General features: G+C 72.0%; 2 protein-coding genes, 1 pseudogene and 1 riboswitch. All 3 genes and pseudogenes read right to left on the bottom strand.

The window, feature by feature from the left end:
* Positions 1–103 (bottom strand): annotated as a pseudogene (locus tag ACWGB8_RS38170) (IclR family transcriptional regulator); the annotation flags it as partial.
* 525 nt (positions 104–628) lie between these two features.
* Positions 629–770, bottom strand: a riboswitch (SAM riboswitch).
* Positions 771–871: 101 nt separating this feature from the next.
* Entirely contained in the window at positions 872–2365 is a 1494-nt protein-coding gene (locus ACWGB8_RS38165) for an IPT/TIG domain-containing protein (protein ID WP_452218248.1), read from the bottom strand.
* Positions 2366–2534: 169 nt separating this feature from the next.
* Entirely contained in the window at positions 2535–3110 is a 576-nt protein-coding gene (locus tag ACWGB8_RS38160) for a dihydrofolate reductase family protein (protein ID WP_452218247.1), read from the bottom strand.
* Positions 3111–3675: the final 565 nt, after the last annotated feature.

The following is a 3675-nucleotide window of genomic DNA, read 5'->3' as shown; positions in this document are numbered from 1 at the left end:
CGGTGGCGGCGACCAGCCCCGCCAACGTGGCGGGGCCCGACTCCAGTGCGCTGAGCACCAGAGCGGCCTTGTCGAGAACGCCGACGCCGCTAGTGAGGTCCATGGCAGTACCAAGTCTCTTTCTGTCAAGCGCGGTTGACCCGCCGACCGCACGGGGGCGGCAGGCGGTGACGGCGCGCGGCAACGACGGCGGCGTGCCGGGAGGGCACGTCCCGCGACGTTGCGGGCCGCCGGTCGGAACCGGGAGGGGGGTGGGGGAGAGCGGAGAGCGCGTTGCCGCAGGCTCAGGGGCCGGGCCGTTCGCCGGGCCGTTCGCCGGGCCCGAGTTGCCGGGGCGGGCTTCCGGTCAGCGCGTGCGCGCGTCGGTGCCGGTGCCGGAGGCGGGCCCGCCGGCCCGTACCGGGGCGCCCGCCGTCGACCGGCGTGCGGTACGGGACACGGCGCAGGGTACGGCTGACGGCCCCGCGGACGGCACGGTGAACGGCGCGACGGACGGCGTGTGCGGGGACGCGGGGGCGGACGCAGCGCGAGCGCCGCGGACATCGGGGACGCCGTGGACGCCGGTCGGCGCGGGCCGGTTCAGCGCGCGTGGGTCCCGGGCGACGGAGGGCACAGAAAGCACCGCTTCTCCTCATCTCTCCCGGCGCCACGTTGGCGACGGGCCGGAGTTGGCACTGATCCCGGCGGTCGGGCCCGTGGTCGGGCGTCGACATGGCCGGGGAGTTGCCGGGGCTTCGTAGGGCCGGTCCCTCCACCCCTCTGGATGATTGCGCCAGGAACCATATCAAGACCCTCACGCCGCTCGGCGAACGGCCTCCCGTGCCGGACGGCTCCGCCGGCCCCCGGTGAGGGGGCCGGCGGGGCTCCCGGATCAGCCGGTGTAGGTGAATTCGTCGGCCGGGGTCGCGGGGGAGAGGTAGCCGTTCACCAGGACCCTGATGTCGACGGTCTTTTCGAGGGGCGTGCCCGACGCCGGTGCGGTCGCGGTGATTTGGGTCGCCGAGTCGAGACGGGACGAACGCGCGGCGCGCTTTCCGAAATACACGGCGGGGTGGGCGGCGAAGCCCGTACCGGTGATGACGACCGTGGCTCCGGCCGTCCCGGAGTCCCGGCTGATGCCGGTGACCACCACGGGTTCGGGCCCGCCGTAGGCGAACTGCCCGAACGGGACGGCCGGGGAGGTGCCCAGCTCGCCGGTGACGCGGACCGGGACGACGCCGACCCCGTCGGGCGCGGAGACCTTGATCACGCCGGCGCTCTCGACCCGGACGTCCGGGCACGCGACGGGGCCGAAGTCGACCGCGCTGTCCGCGCCGAAGCCGCTGCCGGTGATGGTGACCGTCGTACCGGACCCGCCGACGGCGGGGCTCACGGTCGTCACCACCGGCCCGGTGGGCAGGAGGGGCGCCTCCAGCAGGTCCAGGTAGGTCGAGTTGGCGTGCTGGTAGCCGACCTGGGCGAGGAAGTCCCCGGTCGAGCTCCTGAGCACGTTGCTGTCGCGGACGCCGTAGTCGGGGTTCAGACCGGTGGTGTTGTCCGGCTGGACGTAGACGTTGGGCCCGGGGAGGAGCTCCAGCTCCGGGATCAGGATGTCCTTCACCCCGGCGGGCGCGACCGGCCCGTACGGGGTCGGGTACCAGTTCTCGGCGGTGGCGAGGTCGGACCAGGCCAGCGGCACCATGTCGAAGTCGTTGACGTACCCCTGGTTCACGGTCCACTTCACCGAGTCGAAGTAGTCCGCGAAGTCCTGCAGCCCCGCGGTGGGAGCGGCGAAGGTGACCACCCCGAACTGCGGCGCAAGGCCGTTCCAGCTCTGCGCCTGCAGGTACAGCGCGAGCATGCTCGCGACGCAGCCGCCCAGGCTGTGGCCGATCACGTACACCGACGGCGGACCGGGCGACTCGGCGAGGAGGCCGGTCAGCGCCTGCACGAGACCGGTGCCCGTCGGCGAGGAGCCGTCGGTCATGCCGACGACCTCCGTGAACGCCGCCATCGCCCCCTTCGAGACGGAGACCGGCTGAGCGGAACCACCGGCGGTGAACGGGACCACCGTGCCGACGTCGAGGTCTTCGAGGAGGTCGGTCACATTGGCGTTCGACCCGCGGACGACCACGGCGAAGACGTTCCGGTTGCTCGCGATGTACGCCAGGTTCGCGTTGCCGGGGCTCAGCGCGAGCCACTCCAGCCCCCACGCGGCCTGGGTCGCCAGGGTCGGATCGGACAGCTGCCGGGTGATCCCGGCGGCGATGCGCTGCCGCTGCGCCGACAGGGCTTCACCGGACGGGCGCGGGGTCGCCCCGGTCGCCGCGATCGCGGCCAGGGTCATGGTCACACCGGCCGACGACGCGAGCGGTTCCACCGTCATGAGCACTCCTCGGGCGTTCGCCCGGTCGCCGAGCGGGCCGCACGGCCGAAGGACCGGACAGGGCGCGCCCAAACTATCCACCGGGACGAACGCCCGCGGGCATGCCGCCGCCCGGGGACGCGGGTTCAGGCCAATGGGCTAGCGGGCCCGGCCCCGTCCGGTGGGGGCCCTACGAAGCGGCTCCGCGCGCCACGCGGTAGCGGAGGAAGACGACCTTCGACGCGAAGGTGCGGGTCTCCAGGAGTTCGAGGTCCACCCGGCGCTCGTCCCGGGGGAAGAACGGAATGCCGCCGCCGACCAGCACCGGGTGGACCATGGCCTGGTACTCGTCGATCAGGTCCAGCGCGGCCGCCTCGGCGGCGAGGGTCGCGCCACCGATCGCGATGTCGCCCTCCCCCGGCTCCGCCCGCAACCGCTCGATCTCCTCCGCCAGGCTCCCGGAGGCCAGCCGGGCATGCCCCTGCACCGCCGACAGCGTGCGGGAGAACACCACCTTCGGGAGCGGGTTCCAGAGCGCCACCCATTCGAGCGTCGAAGCGTCGAGCGAAGGATCCTGGTCCACCGTCTCCCAGTACAGCATCGTCTCGTACAGTCGCCGGCCCAGGAGGTGGACGTCGACCCGGCGGATCTCGTCGATCCAGAAGCGGAAGACCTCGTCCTCGGGCTCCGTCCAGTCGAAGCGGCCGTCCGGTCCGACGATGTAGCCGTCGAGCGAGACGCCCATCGAGTAGGTCACGCTGCGCATCGGAACTCCTCCTCGGGTACAGGTGTCGACACCATGGCCGCACTATGGCCGCCGCCCGCCGCCGGACCGGCCACGGCTCGCGGGACCACCCCGGATTCCCGGGCCCGCCCCCGGCAGGCCGCGGCCGTCGGCGTGGTCCGCCCGGTGGGCCGGCCCGGGGCAGTTTGTTTCGGGCGTGGCGAAGGAGTAGTGTTCACTGGTCGCTCGGCAGGGAGCACCGGACACGCATCGGCGCGGACGGTCCCGGGGCGGCCAATCCACAGGAACACCACTTTCGATCCGCATGGGTCGTGTTCGGCATGTGCCGGGTACGGCTGAGGGCGTATCTGTTGTGCCCGTTTATATGGATTGTGGCCGGATTCGCTTTTCGGAGCAGGGGTCGGCTAAGGTTTGGAACGTCGAACGGGGCCGAAAGCCACGGAAGACACCGGCGATTCGGACGAGGTAAGCACCGGAAACGGGGCGGAAAGCGTCTGATAAGCTGGAAACACGAAAGAACGAAGCGCCCGGAGGGCCCGCTGGAAGGCGGTCCGAAGGAAGTGTCCGTTCCTTGAGAACTCAACAG

This window comes from Kitasatospora sp. NPDC054939 (assembly GCF_053610105.1).
The sequence above is the reverse complement of the archived record's forward strand: the minus strand, read 5'-3'. Positions and strand labels throughout refer to the sequence as shown.